This window comes from Vagococcus jeotgali (assembly GCF_035918315.1).
Taxonomy (GTDB): domain Bacteria; phylum Bacillota; class Bacilli; order Lactobacillales; family Vagococcaceae; genus Vagococcus; species Vagococcus jeotgali.
The window spans coordinates 676,759-699,529 of sequence record NZ_CP142146.1 but is presented as its reverse complement, the minus strand read 5'-3'; the positions used below and the strand labels follow the sequence as shown (position 1 = coordinate 699,529).

The 22,771-nt window shown below is 33.5% G+C and carries 19 protein-coding genes and 1 pseudogene; 7 read left to right on the top strand and 13 right to left on the bottom strand.

Annotated features, from left to right (window positions below; all coding sequences use genetic code 11):
* Positions 1-3: 3 nt before the first annotated feature.
* Positions 4-441, bottom strand: coding sequence for a YwiB family protein (locus VSF34_RS03640; protein ID WP_326717707.1), 438 nt, complete (start codon positions 439-441; stop codon positions 4-6).
* Positions 442-582: 141 nt separating this feature from the next.
* Between VSF34_RS03640 and VSF34_RS03635 the strand changes: the two genes are divergently transcribed.
* The 4 genes from VSF34_RS03635 to VSF34_RS03620 all read left to right on the top strand — a co-directional run bounded on the left by VSF34_RS03635 (position 583) and on the right by VSF34_RS03620 (position 4,962).
* The gene (locus VSF34_RS03635) at positions 583-1,419 is read left to right on the top strand and encodes a lipoate--protein ligase family protein (RefSeq protein ID WP_326717706.1); all 837 of its coding nucleotides are present in this window, start codon (positions 583-585) and stop codon (positions 1,417-1,419) included.
* Positions 1,420-1,436: 17 nt separating this feature from the next.
* On the top strand, positions 1,437-2,804 hold the full coding sequence (locus tag VSF34_RS03630; protein WP_326717705.1) for an HD domain-containing protein: 1,368 nt from the start codon (positions 1,437-1,439) through the stop codon (positions 2,802-2,804).
* Positions 2,794-3,606 carry a sugar-phosphatase gene (gene yidA / locus VSF34_RS03625; protein ID WP_326717704.1) on the top strand — a complete coding sequence of 271 codons (813 nt, stop codon included), beginning with the start codon at positions 2,794-2,796 and terminating at the stop codon, positions 3,604-3,606. The genes VSF34_RS03630 and yidA overlap by 11 nt, the downstream gene beginning before the upstream one ends.
* Positions 3,607-3,720: 114 nt before the next feature.
* Positions 3,721-4,962, top strand: a complete 1,242-nt coding sequence (locus VSF34_RS03620; protein WP_227258472.1) for an IS256 family transposase — start codon at positions 3,721-3,723, stop codon at positions 4,960-4,962.
* A 238-nt stretch (positions 4,963-5,200) separates the two neighbouring features.
* Here VSF34_RS03620 and guaC read toward each other — a convergent pair whose 3' ends face one another.
* Both guaC and VSF34_RS03610 read right to left on the bottom strand, forming a co-directional pair.
* A complete protein-coding gene (gene guaC / locus VSF34_RS03615) occupies positions 5,201-6,178 on the bottom strand; it encodes a GMP reductase (protein ID WP_326717703.1) in 978 nt (325 codons plus the stop codon).
* Between the two features lie 157 nt (positions 6,179-6,335).
* Positions 6,336-6,719 (bottom strand): annotated as a pseudogene (locus VSF34_RS03610) (IS30 family transposase); the annotation flags it as partial.
* Positions 6,720-6,820: 101 nt separating this feature from the next.
* On the opposite strand from VSF34_RS03610, the gene VSF34_RS03605 reads away from it, so the two are divergent.
* Positions 6,821-7,990, top strand: a complete 1,170-nt coding sequence (locus VSF34_RS03605; RefSeq protein WP_326716335.1) for an IS256 family transposase — start codon at positions 6,821-6,823, stop codon at positions 7,988-7,990.
* A 191-nt stretch (positions 7,991-8,181) separates the two neighbouring features.
* Here VSF34_RS03605 and VSF34_RS03600 read toward each other — a convergent pair whose 3' ends face one another.
* The 10 genes from VSF34_RS03600 to VSF34_RS03555 all read right to left on the bottom strand — a co-directional run bounded on the left by VSF34_RS03600 (position 8,182) and on the right by VSF34_RS03555 (position 20,000).
* A complete protein-coding gene (locus tag VSF34_RS03600) occupies positions 8,182-9,423 on the bottom strand; it encodes an IS256 family transposase (protein WP_227258472.1) in 1,242 nt (413 codons plus the stop codon).
* A 119-nt stretch (positions 9,424-9,542) separates the two neighbouring features.
* Positions 9,543-10,628 carry a DUF871 domain-containing protein gene (locus VSF34_RS03595; RefSeq protein WP_326717702.1) on the bottom strand — a complete coding sequence of 362 codons (1,086 nt, stop codon included), beginning with the start codon at positions 10,626-10,628 and terminating at the stop codon, positions 9,543-9,545.
* A gap of 109 nt (positions 10,629-10,737) precedes the next feature.
* On the bottom strand, positions 10,738-11,127 hold the full coding sequence (locus tag VSF34_RS03590) for a DUF956 family protein (RefSeq protein WP_326717701.1): 390 nt from the start codon (positions 11,125-11,127) through the stop codon (positions 10,738-10,740).
* 61 nt (positions 11,128-11,188) lie between these two features.
* Complete coding sequence (locus VSF34_RS03585) at positions 11,189-12,100, bottom strand: PTS system mannose/fructose/sorbose family transporter subunit IID (RefSeq protein WP_326717700.1); 912 nt, start codon at positions 12,098-12,100, stop codon at positions 11,189-11,191.
* A gap of 21 nt (positions 12,101-12,121) precedes the next feature.
* Complete coding sequence (locus VSF34_RS03580; protein WP_326717699.1) at positions 12,122-12,940, bottom strand: PTS mannose/fructose/sorbose transporter subunit IIC; 819 nt, start codon at positions 12,938-12,940, stop codon at positions 12,122-12,124.
* Positions 12,941-12,967: 27 nt separating this feature from the next.
* Entirely contained in the window at positions 12,968-13,957 is a 990-nt protein-coding gene (locus VSF34_RS03575; protein WP_326717698.1) for a mannose/fructose/sorbose PTS transporter subunit IIA, read from the bottom strand.
* A 33-nt stretch (positions 13,958-13,990) separates the two neighbouring features.
* Positions 13,991-14,497, bottom strand: a complete 507-nt coding sequence (locus VSF34_RS03570; RefSeq protein WP_326718012.1) for a PTS sugar transporter subunit IIB — start codon at positions 14,495-14,497, stop codon at positions 13,991-13,993.
* Positions 14,498-14,635: 138 nt separating this feature from the next.
* The gene (locus VSF34_RS03565) at positions 14,636-17,476 is read right to left on the bottom strand and encodes a sigma-54-dependent transcriptional regulator (RefSeq protein ID WP_326717697.1); all 2,841 of its coding nucleotides are present in this window, start codon (positions 17,474-17,476) and stop codon (positions 14,636-14,638) included.
* A 68-nt stretch (positions 17,477-17,544) separates the two neighbouring features.
* Positions 17,545-18,411: an ROK family protein gene (locus tag VSF34_RS03560; RefSeq protein ID WP_326717696.1), complete on the bottom strand. Its 867-nt coding sequence runs from the start codon at positions 18,409-18,411 to the stop codon at positions 17,545-17,547.
* 77 nt (positions 18,412-18,488) lie between these two features.
* The gene (locus VSF34_RS03555; protein WP_326717695.1) at positions 18,489-20,000 is read right to left on the bottom strand and encodes a flavocytochrome c; all 1,512 of its coding nucleotides are present in this window, start codon (positions 19,998-20,000) and stop codon (positions 18,489-18,491) included.
* A 61-nt stretch (positions 20,001-20,061) separates the two neighbouring features.
* Between VSF34_RS03555 and VSF34_RS03550 the strand changes: the two genes are divergently transcribed.
* The gene (locus VSF34_RS03550; RefSeq protein WP_326717694.1) at positions 20,062-21,066 is read left to right on the top strand and encodes an ISL3 family transposase; all 1,005 of its coding nucleotides are present in this window, start codon (positions 20,062-20,064) and stop codon (positions 21,064-21,066) included.
* A gap of 230 nt (positions 21,067-21,296) precedes the next feature.
* The gene (locus VSF34_RS03545) at positions 21,297-22,682 is read left to right on the top strand and encodes an ISNCY family transposase (protein ID WP_326716316.1); all 1,386 of its coding nucleotides are present in this window, start codon (positions 21,297-21,299) and stop codon (positions 22,680-22,682) included.
* Positions 22,683-22,771 lie beyond the last annotated feature (89 nt).

The window sequence follows — 22,771 nt, the reverse complement described above, 5'->3', positions numbered from 1 at the left end:
ATTTTAAGCTGTAAAAGCAATATTCAAATGATATACACCTATTTTTTCAGTACCAGCAAATAAATCATAATCACAAGTGATATCACCAGAATACGGGTTGTCTTTTAGACTAACATGCATTTTATTGGTAAAAGTTGAGATCATCATAGTCCCGTAAGGTGTGTTATACTGACAATCCTTTTGCTCTTGATAAGCAAAATGAAGCTTCATTCTAACCTCACCTGCACGGATTAACGTCACGTCTCCTGTTGGTAATAATTTAATAGTCACAGGTACTTTTTTCTCAACTCCCTCCATCTCTTCTTCATATCTTAAATACAAGACCTCGCCAATTCTAACTAATTGTCCCTCCACTTCGACTAAAAATTCTTTAAATTCGTTATGCTGAAAGACTTCTGTTTTTATCTTAATTGCAATGGGTGTTGATTTTCTATTTTCCATAAAGCACCTCTTTTTATTTCTTCACATTATTGTGGTATGTTTTTTCATTTTTGTCAAACAATTAAATACTTTCATTATACTTTAAGTTATCCCTTCAAATAGGTATAATACTATACATAAGCACAAAAGGAGTGATGTTTTATGGGTGATAAAATAAAAGCAGTTCAACTGACACAACTAGGATTAGGAAATTCTAAACGTTTTGACCCCTTTATATACACAGATATTTTAGCTGAGTACACTAGTCAAACAAAGACGCCTATTTTTCATTTTTGGACAATGAAAAATCAGGCTATATTAGGGATGCAAGATACAAGACTACCTCACTTAGAGGATGCTTTAAAAGTCATTCATCAATATGACTACTTTCCTGTTGTGAGAAATTCGGGTGGACTGGCTGTTGTGAGTGATGCTGGTATTTTAAATTTTTCTATTATTATGCCACAACCTACAGATAAAGATAAAACGATTAATGAAGGCTATGAGGATATGAAACGTATTATCTCAAGTTTATTTGAATCATTTGGTGTAACGGTTGATTCCTATGAAGTAGTTGATTCTTATTGTCCTGGAGAATATGATTTAAGTATCAAAGGAAAAAAAATAGCTGGAATTGCTCAGCGCCGTATTAAAAAGGGATTAGCTATTATGATTTATTTAAGTATTTCGGGTGACCAACATGCTAGAGGACAAATGATTCAAGACTTTTATAAAAAGGGCTTAAAGGATAAGTTCGCTCAAGAAGGATTTCCTCCAGTCAATCCTGATTCTATGGCTAATATTAACGATTTACTTCAGACTGATTTTTCAGTTTCTGATATCAAAGAAGATATTTTAACAATATTAAGTCAAACATTTGATTTTGACAAAAATTCTCAACAGGCTTTTGACGATTTTCTACTATCAGAAGACTTTCAAATAAGCTATAATAAACAATCTCAACGAATGACACAACGAAATGAAAAAATTATTTTTTAACTAGAAAGGAGCCTGTAATGAATGAGACAATGATGTTTGAAAAAGTTTTTCGTGATCCTATCCATCATGACATCCAAGTAGAACACCCAATTATATTAGAGCTAATCAACTCTAAAGAATTTCAACGCCTAAGAAGAATCAAACAACTTGGAACGACATCTTTAATTTTCCATACAGCAGAACACTCACGTTTTGGGCATTCCTTAGGTGTTTACGAGATAACAAGACAAATTCTCAACTTCTTTACAAGACAATATCCAAAAGATCTTTTAGGAGATTATGGTTGGGATGACACAGAAAGACTTGTCACTCTATGTGCTGCACTACTTCATGATGTGGGACATGGTCCTTATTCTCACACTTTTGAATCAATTTTTAAAACGAATCATGAATTATTAACAATCGATATTATTACTAATGAAGAAACAGAAATTAACCAAATACTTAAAAAAGTTTCCTCGACTTTTCCATTTGAGGTCGCTAGTGTGATTCAAAAAAATTATCCAAATCAACAAGTTGTCCAACTGATTTCTAGTCAAATTGATGCTGATCGAATGGATTATTTGCTTAGAGATGCTTATTTTACAGGGACTGAGTACGGTACTTTCGACCTCTCCCGTATACTTAGAGTAATCAGACCACATAAAGATGGTATTACATTCAATGCTAGTGGGATGCATGCTGTTGAGGATTATATTGTGAGCCGATATCAAATGTATATGCAAGTTTATTTTCATCCTGTGTCTAGAGGGATGGAGGTTATTTTAGATAAATTACTAAAGCGTGCTAAGGAGCTTTATTTAATTAGACCAAACTATTTTGAAAAATCCTCACCTTTAATGGTTCCTTTTCTAAAAAACAACTTTAACCTTGAAGATTATCTTGATTTAGATGATGGGGTGTTGACAACAAGTTTTCACATGTGGAGTAAATCATATGATCCTGTATTAAGTGATTTAGCTAAACGCTTTTTAAACCGGAAGCCGTTTAAGTCAGTTGCTTATACAGATGAAACAAAAAAAGAATTGGATTTAATGCGAGAATTGATTGAGCAACAAGGCTACAATACAGACTATTATACAGCGGAACAGTCAAGCTTTGACTTACCCTATGACTTTTATAAACCAAGCAAAGAAAATAACAAAACACAAATTGAATTAATTCAGCCAGATGGTTCTCTTATAGAATTATCAAGAACTAGTGATTTAGTCGCCTCACTTGCCGGTGAGAATAAGGGAGATCAACGCTTTTATTTCCCAAGTGAGATGTTAGCTATAAAAAGTGATACCTATACGCTATTTGAAGATGATATGGAAACATTTAATAACATGATTCAAAATGGTGCAATAAAAAAGACAAAGGAAGTAAACACTCATGACAATTAAATTAATAACAATCGATATTGACGGAACTTTATTAAACTCAAAAAAAGAATTAACTTTTGAAGTGAAAGAAGCGATAAAAAAAGCTAAACAACAAGGAGTACACGTTGTATTAGCTACTGGTAGACCGACTGTGGGAGTGATGGCGTTTGTTGAGGAACTAGGATTAAACCAAGATGATAACTATGTCATCACTTATAACGGAGCCTTGATTCAAAATGTTGGCACTAAAGAAATACTAAAAAAACATCCATTAACTCATGATGATTATTTAGACATTGAATTAATGTCTAGAAAACTTGGGGTACATTTACATGTTCAAGATAATGATACGATGTATACTGCTAACACAGACATTAGTAAATACACTATTGTCGAAGCGACATTAACTACTATCCCCCTTGAATATAAGCCAGTTTATTTAATGACTGATAAGATTGATATTATTAAAGCTATGATGGTTGAAGATGAAGAACAGCTAGATGAAGCCATTGAACGTCTTCCGCAAGAATTTAAAGAACGTTTTTCTGTTGTAAAAAGTGCCCCATATTATTTAGAAATTCTAAATAAGGAAGCAACAAAAGGAGATGCTGTGAAAGAGCTAGCTGAGTTGCTTAACATTAAACAAGAAGAAATCATGGCTATTGGTGATAATGAAAATGATTTAACTATGATTGAGTATGCCGGTATGGGTGTTGCAATGGATAATGCTGTTGGGTTTGTAAAAGATGTGGCCACTCATGTAACAAAATCTCACGATGAACACGGCGTGGCACATGCCATTAACACTTGGGTTTTAAAATAAATACATACAAAAAAAGAGAGTGTAATATAAACCGTGTAAGTAACCTACCATCCTAGGTAGTGGGTTGCTTCGCGGTTTTTCTTTTTTTACAATAGATTAAAGGAGTGGTAAGTCATGACAAAAAAGAAAAAAGATCAAAAATCAGCGAAGTTAGCTCAATCAATTATTGATGCCTATCAACCAGAATCGGTTGAAGACATGCAAGAAGCCCTAAAAGATGTTTTTGGACCGATGTTTGAAGCAATGCTTCGTGGAGAATTAGATAATCATTTAGGTTATGAGAATCAGTCAAGACAAGAAAAAGAAACTCAAAACAGACGGAATGGATATGGAAATAAAAAATTAAAAACAAGTTTTGGTGAATTAGACATTCAGGTTCCTAGAGATAGAGACGCTTCTTTTGAGCCAGAAATTATTCCTAAAAGAAGCAGAGACGTTTCAAGTATTGAAGGAAAAGTTCTTTCTATGTATGCCAAAGGCATGAGTCAACGAGATATTGCCTCGACAATTGAAGATATTTATGGTTTTACTATTTCTCATGATATGGTGTCGGATATCACAGATCAAATATTACCAGAACTTGAGGAATGGCAAATCAGACCTCTGGCCAAATGCTATGCCTTCTTGTTTGTCGATTGTATGTATGTCACTCTAAGAGAAAATTATGAAGTGAAAGAATGTGCGGTGTATACAATTCTTGGTTATGATTTAAAAGGAAATAAAGAAATTCTAGGTCTTTGGCTAAATCAAACAGAATCGAAAAATAGATGGATGCAGATTTTTGATGAGATTAAAGAGCGTGGCGTTGAAGATATTTTGTTTATTTCAATGGATGGTGTATCAGGGCTTGAAAATGGAGCCAAAGCTATTTTCCCAGGTGTTGTCGTTCAACGTTGTCTGGTCCATTTAGTTAGAAATGCCCTTCGTTATGTGCCAAGTAAAAGTTATAAAGAGGTTTGTAAGGATATGAAGTCTTTTTACAGTGCCTCCTCTTTAAAAGCGGCTCAAACAGCTTTTGATACCTTTCAAACAAAGTGGGCAGTCTATCCTGGAGCTATTGATGTTTGGAAAAGAAATTTCCACCATGTCGAACAATTATTTGATTACGGCTCAGCTATTCGAAAAATAATGTACACGACAAATGCTGTAGAAAGTGTTCACTCTAGTTTCCGCAAGGTAACTAAAAAAGGAGCTTTCCCTAATGAGAATGCCCTTCTTAAGCTATTATATCTTCGAGTGAAAGAACTTCAAAGTAAATGGGAAGGTGGGCATGTTCATAATTGGGCTATGGTGCTTAACCAATTAACGGTCAACGACTCTTTTTCAAAACGTGTCGAAAAATATAATCGTTACTAATCAAAATAAGTGAGACATATAAAATTTGACAACGAGTCTCTCGTCCTGCGATTTTTTATCGGGACAAGAGGTTTATTAAAAATACCCTCTTATTCCTAGAGATTATCACAGGACGACTCATTGTCAAATTGAGTTTCTATTTTTATTTTTAAGGAATTTACACACTTAACTTGACAAACCCCAAAAAAACTTATCAAGGTTTGGGTTTCCCATCCTCTTGATAAGTTTTTTAGCTTTTTTAAAAAATATCTCCATTAAAAATCGAGTTCTTTACAACAACATAATCTACTTTACGAATAGCATCCACATCTTTACCACCGGCATAAGAAATTGACGATTGTAAATCTTGTTGCATCTCCATTAATGTATCATCTAATTTACCTTTGTATTTGATCCAGATTTTTTTACCTTCAACATTTTTGTGCTCACCTTTTTGATGTTCTGAAGCTGATCCGAAGTATTCTTTGTATAATATGCCATCTTCTTCTTTCATCTCACCAGGAGATTCCTCATGTCCTGCAAACAGTGATCCAATCATCACCATTGTAGCACCAAAACGAATTGATTTTGCAATATCACCATGAGTACGGATACCACCATCAGCAATCAGTGGTTTTCTAGCTGCTTTACTACAACGTCTTAACACTGACAATTGCCATCCACCTGTACCAAAACCTGTTTTAAGTTTTGTGATACACACTTTACCTGGACCAATCCCAACTTTAGTCGCATCAGCCCCAGCATTTTCTAGCTCTCTAACAGCTTCTGGTGTTCCAACATTTCCTGCAATAACAAAAGTTTCCGGTAAATATTTTTTCAAATGTTTAATCATATTAATCACAGCATCTGAATGACCATGAGCAATATCAATTGTCACATATTCAGGAATTAAGTTTTCTTCTTTTAATTCTTTTACAAAATCATATTCATTATCCTTTACACCCACACTGATTGAAGCAAATAAACCTTTATCATGCATGTCCTTAATAAAATCTTTACGACCTGCTTCATCAAAACGGTGCATAATATAAAAATAATCATTCTCAGCTAAATGCTCTGCCACACTCTCATCAATAATAGTTTGCATATTGGCAGGAACAACTGGCATCTTAAATGTTCTATTACCTAAAGTGACACTTGTATCACACTCTGATCTACTCTTTACAATACACTTGTTTGGTACTAATTGAATGTCCTCATAATCGAAAATTTTCATTTTCATCCTCCTAAATTTTAAACCAATTTATTTTGGGAATAAAAGACGATCATTGATTAACAAAAATAGTATAATGTTTCTCATTCCTCTGATAATCTACATGAATTATTTATCTAATGCAAGAGATATCGTCTGTTTTTTTATTATTTTTCATTTGTCAAATTAAGCTAGACAAAATGTCATTGTCTACATAGCTCAAAAATACTTCTAATGGTGTTTTATAGTTTAATGATTTTCTAGGAATATTATTTCTTTTGGATGCAACAGATTGAATGAAAGATTCATCAACTTCGTTGAAATCCATTTTCTTAGGCAATCCATCCTTACGCAATAGCCCATTAGAATTTTCATTTAAACCTCGTTGTGAAGGTGTACCAGGGTCAGCAAAGTAGATATCAATATCATTTAAGTTACTGATAGATTTCCAGTTAGAAAATTCTTTGCCACAATCAAATGTGATAGATTTAAACAAGTGATTAGGGCATTTTTTTAACCATTCATTTAAGCTATTCTCAATATCTATAGCGTGTCTCCCGATAGGGTAAAATATTTTGTGTAAATAGAAATTTAGGGTAGAAAAAGAGAAAGTCCATTCTGTAAAATTAAAGTTACGACACAGAAATTTTATAGGAGGACTTTCTCATGACTCATTTTACTACAGAAATAATGGAAACACTAATTAATAAAGGTGATTTAGATGATTTATTTCGTCGTCATTTAGAACTCGCTATCAACTCATTATTACAGGCTGAATTAACAGCGTTTCTTGACTACGAAAAGTATGATAGAGCTGGATTTAATTCAGGTAATTCCCGCAATGGGAATTACTCACGTTCATTTAAAACAGAATATGGAGAATTAAATTTGGTGATTCCTAGAGATAGAAATGGAGAATTTTCCCAACAAACATTACCAGCCTATAAAAGAACCAATGATTCCTTAGAAACTACTATTATTCAGCTATTTAAAAAAGGGATCACTATGTCTGAAATCTCTGATCTAATTGAAAAAATGTATGGTCATTATTACACACCACAAACTATTTCAAACATGAGTAAAATCGTATCTGAAGATGTTTTGGCTTTTAAAGAAAGAACTTTAGAAGCTAAATACTCAGTCATTTTTATGGATGCTACTCATATTCCTTTAAAGAGACAAACCGTATCAAAAGAAGCCGTTTATATTGTGATAGGCATTCGATTGGATGGAACCAAAGAGGTTCTAGGATTTACTATTGCTCCAACCGAATCTGCTTATGTTTGGAAAGAGATACTTCAAGATTTAAAAGATCGTGGTTTAGAAGAGGTTTTATTAGTTGTAACTGATGGTTTAAGTGGTATTCACGATAGTATCCATAGTGTCTATCCAAATGCTCAATTTCAACAATGTTGTGTCCATATCTCTAGAAATATTGCTCATAAGGTTCGTGTTAGTGATCGACAAGAAGTCTGTAATGATTTCAAATTGGTTTATCAAGCAGCTTCAAAAGAAGAAGCTATGAATCAAATAAGTTTTATGATAGATAAATGGAAAAAGCAGTATCCACGAGTAGTTAAATTACTCTTGAATCCTGCTATATTAACTTTCTATAACTTCCCACCATCAATCAGAAGAACTATCTACTCAACTAACTTGATTGAGGGATTTAATAAACAGTTAAAAAAATATACAAAGAGAAAAGAACAATTTCCTAATGAAGAATCTCTGGAGAGATTCCTTGTTTCTCAGTTCAATGAATATAACCAAAAATTTTTAGGCAGAGTACATAAAGGATTTAAGGAAATACAAGATACATTAGAATCAATGTTTTAACTTAAAAAAAGGGTTTGTCAAGTTAAGTGTGTAAATTCCTTAAAAATAAAAATAGAAACTCAATTTGACAATGAGTCGTCCTGTGATAATCTCTAGGAATAAGAGGGTATTTTTAATAAACCTCTTGTCCCGATAAAAAATCGCAGGACGAGAGACTCGTTGTCAAATTTTATATGTCTCACTTATTTTGATTAGTAACGATTATATTTTTCGACACGTTTTGAAAAAGAGTCGTTGACCGTTAATTGGTTAAGCACCATAGCCCAATTATGAACATGCCCACCTTCCCATTTACTTTGAAGTTCTTTCACTCGAAGATATAATAGCTTAAGAAGGGCATTCTCATTAGGGAAAGCTCCTTTTTTAGTTACCTTGCGGAAACTAGAGTGAACACTTTCTACAGCATTTGTCGTGTACATTATTTTTCGAATAGCTGAGCCGTAATCAAATAATTGTTCGACATGGTGGAAATTTCTTTTCCAAACATCAATAGCTCCAGGATAGACTGCCCACTTTGTTTGAAAGGTATCAAAAGCTGTTTGAGCCGCTTTTAAAGAGGAGGCACTGTAAAAAGACTTCATATCCTTACAAACCTCTTTATAACTTTTACTTGGCACATAACGAAGGGCATTTCTAACTAAATGGACCAGACAACGTTGAACGACAACACCTGGGAAAATAGCTTTGGCTCCATTTTCAAGCCCTGATACACCATCCATTGAAATAAACAAAATATCTTCAACGCCACGCTCTTTAATCTCATCAAAAATCTGCATCCATCTATTTTTCGATTCTGTTTGATTTAGCCAAAGACCTAGAATTTCTTTATTTCCTTTTAAATCATAACCAAGAATTGTATACACCGCACATTCTTTCACTTCATAATTTTCTCTTAGAGTGACATACATACAATCGACAAACAAGAAGGCATAGCATTTGGCCAGAGGTCTGATTTGCCATTCCTCAAGTTCTGGTAATATTTGATCTGTGATATCCGACACCATATCATGAGAAATAGTAAAACCATAAATATCTTCAATTGTCGAGGCAATATCTCGTTGACTCATGCCTTTGGCATACATAGAAAGAACTTTTCCTTCAATACTTGAAACGTCTCTGCTTCTTTTAGGAATAATTTCTGGCTCAAAAGAAGCGTCTCTATCTCTAGGAACCTGAATGTCTAATTCACCAAAACTTGTTTTTAATTTTTTATTTCCATATCCATTCCGTCTGTTTTGAGTTTCTTTTTCTTGTCTTGACTGATTCTCATAACCTAAATGATTATCTAATTCTCCACGAAGCATTGCTTCAAACATCGGTCCAAAAACATCTTTTAGGGCTTCTTGCATGTCTTCAACCGATTCTGGTTGATAGGCATCAATAATTGATTGAGCTAACTTCGCTGATTTTTGATCTTTTTTCTTTTTTGTCATGACTTACCACTCCTTTAATCTATTGTAAAAAAAGAAAAACCGCGAAGCAACCCACTACCTAGGATGGTAGGTTACTTACACGGTTTATATTACACTCTCTCTTTTTAGTTTATTCTACTTTATTCATATTCAAACTTGAATTTACTCCAAGGTTTCACGTAATCAAGTAAAAACTGTTCTTGTAACTTAATACGTCCAACCTTATTCTTTCTTTCATCAGAGTGATCCAATAGAGCAATTTGTAACTCATTGTTATATTGTCCAAATAACTTATTACCAATTAAGATGTCTCCTAAAACAAATTCTTCACCATTATCATGTTCACGATTTAACTCTTTATATTTCACTCGAACGTTAGTCGAACGAATAACTAAATCAGTAATATCACCTCGTCTAAAATGTTGATTATCAAATAATATTTCCTTTTCCAGCTCCTGAGTATCTTCCAATAATTCAACATTAAAAATTAATTGATATTTATTCACTTCACTCATTTTCTTTAATTCTTCATCAGTTGCATAAGCATTTCCAATAATGACATCATCTATTAAACCCGTCGCAAATAAGTGTTTCGTTTGGATATCAATCGGTAAATAACGATGCATTTCAAGAGTTGGTAAGCCATCTGTCACTTCCCAAGGACCCATTTTTCCCGATTGAGAAGTAACAAAAGCTGCTGTTCTAATTCCTTGGTTTTTAAACCGCTTAGAACAGGAATTAAAAAAATCTAAAGGAAGAGCTGATCCTTTTTGAGGATAAAAATTATGACAACCATAAATAAATGGTTTATTAGCTTCATAACTTAAAATATTCTCTAAATAGGCTACATCATTACTCATATTCAGTTCTATTATTAAACCATAAGGATTATAAGATAATAAAGCTTCCCGACTTCCATTGAATCCAACATCAAGCCTTAACCCATCTGCTCCTAGCTCACTAAAAAAACTTAAATCTTGATAAGAAATACCTAGATCATCAAATATATTAGGTGCAATATCTAACATGACTTCAAAGCCCAGTTCCCTTGCTTTTTGAATAATATCATAGAATTTATGAAAAGTTTTCTCCCTGCCACCTTCAACTTCTAACATTGACATAAACACACGCTCAAAACCATATGAAGCAGCTCGTCTTAAATAATTAACATCGGTTTTAAAATCACTATGGTCTGGATAAATTGACACACCCAATCTTCTTTTCACTCTCATCAACCTCTCTAACATAATATATAGTCATCTTTCACCATTTTCCTCTAAAAGACAATATGTTATTTTTGTTCAAGGGAATCAAAAAACTCATCAAACTAATTTCTTAATCTGATGAGTTTTTATTCTTGCCAAATTTTGACTGATACGCACGTTTTATAACATCGAAAAACCCTAATGATTGAACCATTCTTTCAGCTGGTACATAAGGTTGTATAGCTCGCAGTAACTCTTTAGGTTTCCTTGATGAAAAAGAGTATGTCCCATTTTGCTTTGTTTGAATGGCATATCTTGGAATCCACTTTCCTTTAAACATCACTGAAGCTAGGACATAATCTACCTCGTCCCATGGAATTTGAATAAATTTACGAGGGTCTCTGTCGTGATAAAATTCAAACCCTTTATCACCAATCATGACCTTACCATAATCAGTCAAACCAGTAAAAGCTGTTGATTCCATAACTAAGTCAATTCGAGTATTAATTGATTGAACCATGTTTCCATCTCCATTTATATCATTTTAAAAAAAGAGGCCGTTTAAACGACCTCAATCTTTTTTATAGTAATCCAATAACGTGTCCTAAGATACCAACGGCGAATAAACCGATGATAATAACAATTGGACTAACTTTTTTCTTAAGTAACCACATACAGAAGAATGTTAATAATAGCGGTACTAAACCAGGAATTAAATCATCTAAGTTTTGTTGTAGTGTTACTGTTTTAATATCAGTTAAAGCTTTACCACTTGCCACTTCTTGGAAGGCCATTTTGATTCCTTCAGCACCTGCAGGTAGTTGGTCCCACTCTACATAAGCACCTTTATCAAGAGGAACACGTGACACGATTGGTTTGAAACTTATTGATACCCAACGCTGAACAAGTGCTGCTAAAACGAACATCCCTAAAATCGAAGCACCTTTAGTGATATCTTGTAGTACACCACCAGATAAATCTTCAGTAATTTTAGAACCTGCTTTGTAACCAAACTCTTGCGTATACCACATAAATGCCCAACGAATTAAGTTCCAAGCCACAAAGAAAATAATTGGTCCTAAGATACTACCACCCATTGCTAAACTAGCACCAAGAGCTCCTAACATCGGACGAACAGTAAACCAGAACACCGGATCACCAACACCAGCTAAAGGTCCCATCATACCAACCTTCACACCCTGGATAGCAACATCATCAACTTCTGATCCATTAGCACGGTCTTCTTCTAAGGCAAGTGTTACACCTAAAATTGGAGAAGCCACATATGGATGTGTATTAAAGAATTCTAAATGGCGTTTTAAAGCTGCTGATTGATCTTCTTTTGTTTTATATAATTTCTTGATAGCTGGAATCATTGAGTAACACCAACCACCATTTTGCATACGCTCATAGTTCCAAGACCCTTGAATAAATGTTGAACGCCAAGCAACGCTCATACGGTCTTTTTTAGTTAATTCTATTCTTTCTGTCATCTCGTCAAGTCCTCCTATTGATTAATAATCGTTCAGAATATCACCTAATGGGTCGCCACTATTGCTACCACCACCACTAGATGATGAACCACCCATTTTAGATAAGTTAATATAAATTAATGCTAATGCTACACCCAATACCCCTAAACCAATTAAAGTGATTTGAGTTAGTGCTGCGACAACAAAACCAATAGCAAAGAATGGCCATACTTCTTTAGTTGCCATCATGTTAATAACCATTGCATAACCAACAGCTACAACCATTCCCCCACCAATAGCCATACCATCATTTAACCATGCTGGCATTGACTCTAAGAAATTTTGAACAATATCAGCTGGGATAAATAGTAAAGCAATAGCTGGGATCATAATACGCACACCTTGCATACAGATAGCAATGATTTGTAAGACTTCGATTTTACGAATATCACCTTTTCCAGCTGCTGAATCCATCATATGTACAATTGGCACAGCTAATGTACGAACAATCATTGTTAAGAAAAGGCCAGCAACAGCTAAAGGAATAGCAATTGCGATTGATGAAGAAATAGCATCCTTCATTGCAATATTGTCAGAACCTAAAGCTTTAACTAAAATAATTGAAGATGCTACAGATGCAAGTGCTGCATCAGGTGCTATTGCTGCCCCAACGTTTGCCCATCCAAGAGCTAACATTTGTAGAGATCCTCCTAAAATAATACCTGCTGTTAAGTTACCTGTTACTAAACCGATTAATGTACATGCCACAAGTGGTTGGTGGAACTGGAATTCATCTAAAACTCCTCCCATACCTGCTAAAAATGACACAAAAATGACTAAAATAATTGATATAACCGACATGATATACCTCCTATGAAATTTATTTTATTAGTTCTTAGCTTGAGCTAATTCACTTTTTGCTTTTTTAAGTAATTCATCCATGTTTGCCTTAGAATCATTTGGTACTTTACGAACATCAAACTTAACGCCTTTTTCTTTCAATGTCTCAAAAGCTTCAACATCTTCTTCATTCATAGAAAGTACTTTGCTGACAACAACTTTACCCAATGTATGAGCCATTGACCCCACATTAACCTCATCAATCTCAACGCCACCTTCTACAACACGAACAACATCTTCTGGATTTTCAAATAAAACTAGTGCTTTTGTTCCACCAAAACGAGGATCTTTTGAAATTTCAATCATTTTTTCAATTGGAATAACATTAGCTCTAACCTCTGGAGGAGCTGCTTGTTCGATTAATTTTTTACGCAAATCATCTTTAGCTACTGTATCAGATACAACAATAATTCGGTTTGGACCAGTTGCTTTTGTCCAAGCAGTTGCTACTTGACCATGTAATAATCTTGAGTCAACACGAGCTAAAACAAATTTGATTTTGCCATCACCAATGACTGTTCCTACAGGAATATCTCCTTGATGAGCGACAACCTCTACTTTTTCTTCAGCAACAGGCTCAAGAGCTTCTGGGCGTACTTTAATACCATCTTTAGCTGTTTCAATAATTTTACTTGCAATCTCATGAGCATTATTAACTGACAGGCGCATTGCATATGCTTCAATTAACATTGGCAAGTTTAATCCACTAACAATCGCCCATGAATCTTTGTGTTCTTCAAATAATGTATTAGCTTGATTAAATGGTGTACCTCCCCATAAATCAACTAAAAATAATACCTCATCTTGTTGATCAAATGATTCAACTGCTGCAATAATCTTAGCTTTTAAGTCATCTGGTCCTTCACTTGGCATTAAAGTTACAGCTTTAACGTTTTCTTGTTCACCAAAAATCATTGATCCTGATTGCATAATACCCTCAGCGAATTCACCGTGACTGGCTAAAACGATTCCTACCATATTTACTACCTCCTAATTAAATTATCAATATTCTTATAATGAGTTTTCCATATGCTTATCTAGTAACTGAATCATATCCACTGAACTCTCCGCAACTACTTTGCGTATTTCAATAGGAATTTCTTTACTATGTAGATAATAAAAGTCTGATATATCTTCCTCATCAACAGCAACAGCATTTGTGATCATCTTTTTCCCACTTTGATAACTCATTCCACCAACATTAATTGAAGGAATAGGTACACCAGCTTCAACAACCCGTCTTACATCTTTAGGATTTGTAAATAAGAGCATAGCTTTAATATCATCTATAAAACGAACGTCTGTTGAGATGTCAATCAATTTGTTAACAGGAATCACATTTACTAAAATATTGGCTGGAGCTGCTTGAGTTAATAACAACTTTCTCATACTATCTTTTGCTACATCATCACTCACAACTAGAATACGATTTATTTTTGAATGTTTGGTCCAAACAGTAGCCACCTGACCATGTATCAGTCTGTCATCTATTCGAACTAAGCGAATATCCATAATAATCCTCCTTTAAGTTTACTCACAGCAAACACTCTACCCAATATAATAGCAATTTTCATGCCAAGTTTCAACAAAGTAATGAAATCAACCTTTTAGACACAAAAAAATACACTATTAAAAGTGTATTCTTAGTGTATTACTTTAGCGTATTAACTGATTCTCAATAATTTTATTCAAATAATACACTTCTGATTCTAAAAACTCGATATTTAATTCCTCCATGATACCATTAAGGCAATCATTTACTTTTTTAGTGTAAGGTGAGTTATTTAACTCTTCTAATTCATCCAAGTCAATTGTTAATTCATTATTTAATAAACATCGCTCAATCATTCCAGCTAAATGCATCGATGTATTGATATAAAAAGTATAGTCCGTCTTAATAAGAAATTCAGTAACTAAGTACTCACATGTTGACCATAATAAATCAATTATTTTATTCGAATTAATAAATGTATAGTGATCATTTAAATATGTTTGACATATTTTTTTGGCTTCATGCTCGGATAAGTCAAGCTCATCTGGCTGCCTGTAATGATGAGATATGATATCTGAAATAATTAATGGACCATCAGGAGAGAATAACTGATCCATTGAAATAAAAGGAACAGTAATATTTGGTTTTTTAATCCCTGTGCTGGCCAATATTTGATAATTTTCCTCAATACTCCTTACTTTTTCATCTAAATCAACAACGGAAGCTGTCAGTACCTCAATATCTTCTTCTACATATTGAGTCAAATAATTATTAATCAACTCTTTCATACGCTGTGCCGTTCCTTTTCCAGAAGCACAAATAGCAATAATAGCCTTTTTACTATGAGGCTTAATGGGCTTTTCTTCTTTTTTCAAAACTAATTCAGAACGATAACCATGAAAATCTAACAAATAGTCATGAAGATCATTTATTTTTGTATCTAATAAATTGGATTTTCTAGCTGCTTCTAATACTAAAGATGTGGTGAGCATATCAACAACTTTGATTTCAATTGTCGTACGCTCAATAATTTCATCTGAAAAAGTGATTAAAGACCCCATATCGACCAATAATAATACCCCACTCCCCTCACTGACATCTTCCACATTTTCAATCACTTTTTCTAAGGCTTCTCTGGGACTCATGTCTAGAGGCATATCAACTGCTCTAATATTGTCAACCTCTAGAAGTTGCATAGCAACTTGGGCCATACTAGAAGCTGTACTCATGCCATGCGCTGCAACAACAATTCCTATCCGTCCATCTTTTTGTGTTTCTTTTAATGATACTAACAGTACGGTTAAATAATTAACTTCTGATTCTGGTAAGATAACATGATGGTTTTTTTCAATATAGGATTTAAATACTAAAGCTAGTTCTCTTTCTTTTGGATAATGAGATATCATTCGGACAATATTTTCATTTTCCTCAGCTTTGATATCCTCCCCACGATTATATCGATTTAAAAAAGAACTAATATGTAACCCCATAGCGTATAAAAAATTAGACTGGAAGTTATAATTTAGTTGGTCTACAGCATAATCATAAATTTGTCTAGTCGTTTCAATTACTTTTCTATCAATAATCTCAGCGAGTTTTGTCTCCGTATCAAAAGTAAACCCATGGCCTCTATAAAAAGATTTTAGGTGAATATTAATGTCTGTTGTAATAAAGTGATTGATAGCATCTTGATTAAAACCATCTTCTTTTAAAAGTGTTGCCTTGTCTCCAATAATATCATACAAATTATAAGGTAATTCATATGAATCTTCTTCATAAATAGATAAAGGTTCATTGGGACTGATTGTTACTTTAGGTTCTAAAAGAGCAGTCAACTCAGAGAGATTTTGACGATCACTAGCTAAATGGATTAATCCATTTTTGATAGAATCATTTAACTCATCCAGCATAATATGGAGCTCTCCCTTATCCATCTGCTTTAGAAAAGCTTGTGCTGTGACCAATTGAACATTTGATTTTAATTGCCCAACATTACCATAGGACACACTTCCAATCAAAGCTTTAATCACATCATCAGTTAGTACAATTCGTCTTTGAATACGTTTTGCTTCAATGCTCATCATCGTACAAACTAAATCAACTTTTTCCTTAGGGCTACGATCTTTAAAACTAGGTAGTTGAATGGTAATGGGAATACGTCTCATAAAAGTATTTAATAAAGCAGAACTAGGGTCTTCTGTTGTGGCACAAATAATCCTCACATTAGCTGAATGTTCTTTTTTTGATTCCCCTAGTTTTGCAAACTTACCATTATCCATGAAGTAAAAAATCATTTCTTGTCCTTCAGGTGGTAATCGGTGGATTTCATCTAGAAATAGAAAACTATTATGAGCTAAACTAATTAGACCATCTTTTTCTTGATCGGCACCAGTGTATGCACCTGCTACATGACCAAAGAGGTGACTCATTAATAATTCTGGGTTATTCGCATAATCAGCACAATTAAAAACAATTAATTCTTTGTTATCATTTATGACATTATTTTGTTTAGCAAATTGATACATAGTATGAGCAAAATAGGTTTTCCCAGAGCCTGTAGGACCAATAATTAAACTATTTAAACCTTTAGGAGGATATAAAATAGCTGCTTTTGCTTGCTCAATAACATTTTTCATACTGCCATTAATACCAATAATTCGCTTAAAAATATCATCAAAGTACATAAATTTATCCGAACTCAGACTAATAATAGGTACTTTGGACTGATCTATCTTAACATCCTCTTGATAACTTTTAACATACTTTGAAAAAGGTTGATGTTTAAAAATAGATTTAGAAACATAACGAACAGGTCTACCATCTATTTTATCTATAACACCTTCTCTGACTAATGTGTTCAAGTCCTTACTAGCATTAGTTCGTTGAATACATAGAGCATCAGAAACTTCTAAGGTTGTCACACCTGAATGCTTAGTTAATTCACTTGGCTCTAATTCTTTTGTTTGATCTTCGACAAATTTATACACACGATCGATTCTTTTCATTAGTAGCCTCCGATACACTTTCTTTTACTTAATACTAGTGTATCATAAAAAAACATAAAAACAATACACTAGATATCACCATAACTATTCTCTTTTAAATATGCTGCTCCTATTAAATTAGCATCGTTTCTAAATTGACATGTTGTAAGTTTGGGAAAAAGAGGGGAACGCTGTCCATTATTCATTATCAAACTAAGATGACGTTCAATATTTGGTATCAGTTCTTCATTATTAGAAATACCTCCACCTAAAATAATTAGTTCAGGATCAATGATATATTGTAAATTATAGATTCCTAAAGCTAAATAATGATATAGCTCTTCTGTTGCCATAATACACTCTTTATCACCAAGTTTAGCTAACTCAAAAACCTCTTCCCCTGTTACTATTTCATCTTTTATAGCAGAAACTTTTCTTGCCATATGTACAGCAGAGCCTAACTGAGCCCACTCTCTTTTACCATCAACTAACATCATACCAAATTCACCAGCAAAGCTGTTAGCTCCTGATTGAATTTGTCTATTATAAATCACACTACCACCAATACCTGTTCCAATAATTAGAAAAATCATATTATCTACTGATTTTCCAGCTCCAAGAATCATTTCAGCCATACTTGCACAAGTGGCATCATTTTCAAAATATATTTTAGTTTTAAAAATCTTGGTCATTGCTTGAACAAAATTATTCTCATGAATAAACCTTAAAGAACTTGCTCCATCTATATAACCTGTTTTATGGTTTGGAATCCCTGGTACACTAAAATGAATACTTTCATACCCCTTATCTTTAACGTGTTCTTGATTAATCTTATGGAACAAATTTAACATATTATCCCATGAGTCAGGTGAAGGATAGGTATCAATCATCTTTAATTCATTTTGCCACCTACCTACTTTAATCGTTGTACCACCAATATCAACAACCAATTTCATACACTTCTTCCTCTCTAATTAAAATAAAAAAACTATACATTTTATTTTTAACATAAAATGTATAGTTTTGCAGTATTCTATTTTACAAATTTAGCTGATTGCTCTCCAGCCTGGCGACCAAATACAATAATATCACCTACTGAATTACCACCAATTCGGTTTGAACCATGTAGGCCACCAGTTACTTCACCTGCAGCATACAAACCTTTAATTGGCTGATTCTTTTTATTTAAGACTTCAGTTTTATCATTAATTTTAACACCACCCATTGTGTAATGAATTCCAGGTCCAATTTTAATAGCATAGTATGGTGCTTTGTTAATTGGTTCATCCATACCTGTTTCACGACTGTGTTTCTCATCTTTTTTATTTTCAACAGATTGATTCCACTGACTTATCGTTGTTTCTAAATGTTTACCATCAATACTTATTTTTTCGGCTAAAGCTTCTAATGTATCAGCTTTTTCAACAAAACCTTGTTTTTCATAAAATTCAATAGCTTTCACACGACCTTTTACACCATCATCAAAGATTAAGAAAGCAGAACTATCTTGTAATTTTTTAATAGCAGCAGATACCTCATCTCGTGTTCCCATCTCGTTAACAAAACGTTCACCTTTTTCGTTAACTAAAATAGCACCTTCACCACGAACGGCTTCCCCAATTAAAATACCATTATCTTGTTGAACAGTTGGATGCACTTGGATTTGATCCATATCAACAGTTTGTCCTCCAAGAGCTTCAATCATCTTAATACCATCACCAGTACTACCTTCTTGATTCGTTGTCACATAGCCTTTTAAATCTGGGTTTTCTTGCTCTAATAGGTCAGCATTAGCTCCGTAGCCACCTGTTGTAACAACAACTGCATCACTGTGGATTGTTTTTTCTTCACCTTCAATCATAACTTTCACACCATCAACTTGTCCATCTTTTTCTGTGATATCAGTCACATCAGCATTGACAAATAAAGGAATTTCTCTTTCATGTACATTTCTAAGTAAACCATGAACTAGATACTCACCTACAGCTGATCCATCTTCTGGTCTATGTGTACGCTTTTCACTCATCCCACCAGTAATTGTTAAATTATTCAATGTAATTCCCATAGAATCTAACCAGTCTATAGCACTAGCAGAATGGTCTACATAATAATGTAGTAACTCTTCATTATTTGTTTCATGTCCACCTTTAAATGTTTCATCATAAAACTTATCATTTGAATCTTTAATTCCTTCAGCTTCTTGGAACTTCGTTTCTGAGGCATTCATACCACTTGATGCCTTTAATGTGTTCCCACCAGCTACTGGCATTTTTTCAAAAATAACAGGATTTTTTCCGTCCTCTTTTGCTTGAATAGCTGCCGACATACCTGCTCCACCAGCTCCAACTATAACAATATCATAGTCATCTTTTAGTTGATCTACTGGTGTGTATTCCTGCTCAGATGCACCAGATACAACATCAGATGTGCTTTCCTTAGTAGTTGAATCTTTCGATACTTTTTCATTATTCTTATTTCCACAACCTGTTACAAAAAACATCATCGTCATGCTTAAGGCTAATGTTTTTATTACTTTCTTTTTCATAACTTACCCCTTTTAATTAATTTATTCACACACTCCGTTATAATACCACTTGATTACTAATTTGACAAATGAAAAACTTAAAAGAGAACGATATCTATGTAAAGAATGTCATACAACATTCAGTGCTGATACTGCGTTAGTCGATGACTATTGTCATATATCGAAAACATTAAAGTATCAAATCGCCTTAGATTTGAAAGAAGATCGTTCAAGAAAAGAGATTGCTAGATTCCATCATGTTTCTGATAACACGGTACAACGTGCTTTATACGACTTTACCAACCGCTGTCTAACCAACTTTCAACATCTACCAAAAGTACTATGTGTCGATGAATTTAAATCAACTAAGTCATGTCAATCTGATATGAGCTTTATTTGTGCTGATGCTGAAAGTAAAAAGATTATTGATATTTTACCAGATAGACGCCTCTTCTCTCTTATTAAGTACTTCCTGAAATACTCCAGAAAAGAGCGGTTAAAAGTGAAGTTTCTTGTCATGGATATGAATGCCAACTACGGTGGCCTTCTTAAAACTGTATTTCCACATGCAGAGATTGTGACAGATAGATTCCATATCATTCAGCATATCAATCGTTCTTTTAATCAACTAAGAATAAAAGAAATGAATCAATTAAAACGTTATGATAATGAAGAAGCAAAACAATACCGGAGAATAAAAAAATATTGGAAACTATTTTTAAAAGACTCTAGTCAATTAAGTGCCACTACATATAGTAATTATCCTCTTTTCAATAAAAGTATGACACAAGTTGGTGTCATTGAAGAACTTCTTTCCTATAACTCAACTCTAAAAATCGCATATGATTATATACAAGAGTTAAAATATGCTTATGAAACAAAGGATTCAGACTTATTTTTAGAATTAACCCATTCTATCTCTAATGAGCTTCCTAAGGAATTTAAAGCCAAATTCAAAACATTCCAAACCTTCAGGCAAGGTGTTACCAATGCTTTAAATTATTCTTATTCAAATGGTTTTTTAGAAGGAATTAACAACCGAATCAAAGCGCTTAGTTGTAAAATCAAGTTAGCCACTCTAAAATAATAAAAAAACACCATGGTAAAAATTCGTGTATCATTGAAGTAACTACCCAACAACGAAAGGAATTTTTATCATGGTGAAAATTAAGAATAACACAAAGACATCTAGTTATAAACATCTTTCCTTAAAGGAAAGGCAGCTTTATCATTCGAAAGTGATAATGTCCTAAGTAGGTCGAAAGACAAAATGTCCCAAAATGATAAAATAACTTTATGAAAAGGATAAATCTAACAATGAATGAAACCAAAAAGTATCAAGTTATTAAAGCTGTCGCTGAAAATAAAAAACAAAAAAAGAGAGCTAGTGTTGAACTTAATTTATCTATACGACAAATTAACCGTTTAGTGAAATCATACAGGGAAAATGGTAAATCAGCATTTGTCCATAAAAATCGAGGGAGAAAAAATAAGCACTCTGTGCCTGAAAAAGTAAAACAACAAATAATCACTAGTTATCAATCGTTTAGTATTAAACCAAATATTAGGCATTTTACTGAAATACTGAAAAACGACCATCATATCTGTTATACAGATACTACAATTAGAAGCATCCTGTACAAAGCAAAAATACTTTCACCAAAGGCTCAAAAAAAGACAAAAAGAAGACTCAAACAATTAATAAAGCAAGAAGGTCAACAAACCAAACAATCAGAGAACCTATTGGTTCCAAGAGCTGAAGACTACCTAGAACTCCCTGAAAAGACCCATCCTAGTCGACCTAGAAAAAAATACAAAGGAGAATTAATTCAATTAGATGCTAGTTCATATAATTGGTTTGGAAATCAAATAACTCATCTTCATTTAGCTATTGACGACGCATCAGGTAATATTGTTGGCGCTTATTTTGACCAACAGGAAACGCTCAATGGTTATTACCATGTTCTTCATCAAATTCTGACAAAACAAGGGATTCCTGCCACTTTTCTAACAGATAAACGAACCGTCTTTGAGTACAACAGAAAATCAACAAAAGCTGTAGAAGAAGATACGTTCACGCAGTTTGGGTTTGCTTGTCATCAATTAGGTATTGACATAAAAACATCCTCTATTCCTCAAGCGAAAGGTCGTGTAGAACGTTTAAATGGGACAGTGCAATCAAGATTGCCTGTTGATCTTGAGATAGCAAATATACATTCTATAGAGGAGGCTAATCAATTTCTATCTGTATGGATTCGAAAGTTTAATCGACAATTTGGTCACAAAACTGCAGAAAGTGTTTATGAAACTTCTCCTACAACAGCTGAAATTAATTTATTACTAGCTACTGTCTCTCATCGTATAGTCGATAATGGCCATCATATTAAGTATCAAAATAAATTTTATCTTCCAATGGAAGGTAGTAGCGACAAATATTTTACAAGAAAAACAAAAGCATTAATTATAAAAGCTTTTAACGGGGAGATTTATGTTAATATAGCAGAAAAAATTTATCCTACTAGACGATTAAAAACCCACGAGACCTATTCAAAAGAGTTTGATGGGGTTTCTTCAGATATAAAAAAAGAAAGACGCAAGTACATTCCACCACAGTCACATCCGTGGAAACTTGAGTCTTTCAAAAGGTATCTTCAAAGTATTGACCGTACTATCGAAGAATATGAGGCTGAAAAAACAGCCTGAAACAAAAAGTACCTTATTTTACCAATAATGGTCACATTAGTGCAAGTTTTACGCAGTAAAGATTGCGCTAATGTGAGCCCTCATTTTGG

What these genes read in the sequence shown, in the direction of transcription:
- VSF34_RS03640 (WP_326717707.1), bottom strand. Translation starts at nt 441, where the DNA reads ATGGAAAATAGAAAATCAACACCCATTGCAATTAAGATAAAAACAGAA.
- VSF34_RS03635 (WP_326717706.1), top strand. Translation starts at nt 583, where the DNA reads ATGGGTGATAAAATAAAAGCAGTTCAACTGACACAACTAGGATTAGGA.
- VSF34_RS03630 (WP_326717705.1), top strand. Translation starts at nt 1,437, where the DNA reads ATGAATGAGACAATGATGTTTGAAAAAGTTTTTCGTGATCCTATCCAT.
- yidA (WP_326717704.1), top strand. Translation starts at nt 2,794, where the DNA reads ATGACAATTAAATTAATAACAATCGATATTGACGGAACTTTATTAAAC.
- VSF34_RS03620 (WP_227258472.1), top strand. Translation starts at nt 3,721, where the DNA reads ATGACAAAAAAGAAAAAAGATCAAAAATCAGCGAAGTTAGCTCAATCA.
- guaC (WP_326717703.1), bottom strand. Translation starts at nt 6,178, where the DNA reads ATGAAAATTTTCGATTATGAGGACATTCAATTAGTACCAAACAAGTGT.
- VSF34_RS03605 (WP_326716335.1), top strand. Translation starts at nt 6,821, where the DNA reads ATGACTCATTTTACTACAGAAATAATGGAAACACTAATTAATAAAGGT.
- VSF34_RS03600 (WP_227258472.1), bottom strand. Translation starts at nt 9,423, where the DNA reads ATGACAAAAAAGAAAAAAGATCAAAAATCAGCGAAGTTAGCTCAATCA.
- VSF34_RS03590 (WP_326717701.1), bottom strand. Translation starts at nt 11,127, where the DNA reads ATGGTTCAATCAATTAATACTCGAATTGACTTAGTTATGGAATCAACA.
- VSF34_RS03585 (WP_326717700.1), bottom strand. Translation starts at nt 12,100, where the DNA reads ATGACAGAAAGAATAGAATTAACTAAAAAAGACCGTATGAGCGTTGCT.
- VSF34_RS03580 (WP_326717699.1), bottom strand. Translation starts at nt 12,940, where the DNA reads ATGTCGGTTATATCAATTATTTTAGTCATTTTTGTGTCATTTTTAGCA.
- VSF34_RS03575 (WP_326717698.1), bottom strand. Translation starts at nt 13,957, where the DNA reads ATGGTAGGAATCGTTTTAGCCAGTCACGGTGAATTCGCTGAGGGTATT.
- VSF34_RS03565 (WP_326717697.1), bottom strand. Translation starts at nt 17,476, where the DNA reads ATGAAAAGAATCGATCGTGTGTATAAATTTGTCGAAGATCAAACAAAA.
- VSF34_RS03560 (WP_326717696.1), bottom strand. Translation starts at nt 18,411, where the DNA reads ATGAAATTGGTTGTTGATATTGGTGGTACAACGATTAAAGTAGGTAGG.
- VSF34_RS03555 (WP_326717695.1), bottom strand. Translation starts at nt 20,000, where the DNA reads ATGAAAAAGAAAGTAATAAAAACATTAGCCTTAAGCATGACGATGATG.
- VSF34_RS03545 (WP_326716316.1), top strand. Translation starts at nt 21,297, where the DNA reads ATGAATGAAACCAAAAAGTATCAAGTTATTAAAGCTGTCGCTGAAAAT.